This window comes from Bacillus pretiosus (assembly GCF_051294775.1).
Lineage (GTDB): Bacteria > Bacillota > Bacilli > Bacillales > Bacillaceae_G > Bacillus_A > Bacillus_A wiedmannii.
Window position 1 is genome coordinate 1 of the sequence record NZ_JBPPHF010000447.1, and the last position, 287, is coordinate 287.

1 pseudogene is annotated in these 287 nt (G+C 42.2%); it reads left to right on the top strand.

Annotation, left to right across the window (positions count from 1 at the left end):
* Positions 1 to 287, top strand: a pseudogene (locus ACSG5Z_RS31670) (acetolactate synthase AlsS); the annotation flags it as partial.

The following is a 287-nucleotide window of genomic DNA, read 5'->3' on the forward strand; positions in this document are numbered from 1 at the left end:
GGATAATGCTGCACTATTCGAACCAATCACAAAATATAGCGTAGAAGTAGTGCATCCTGATAATGTGCCAGAAGCACTATCACATGCATTCCGAAGTGCGACTTCCACTAATCCAGGAGCTACTTTAGTAAGTCTGCCACAAGACGTTATGACAGCTGAAACGACTGTAGAGTCAATCGGTGCGCTTTCTAAGCCACAGCTTGGAATCGCTCCCACACATGAAATTACATATGTAGTAGAAAAAATAAACTCGGCGAAATTACCAGTTTTTTTACTCGGTATGAGAG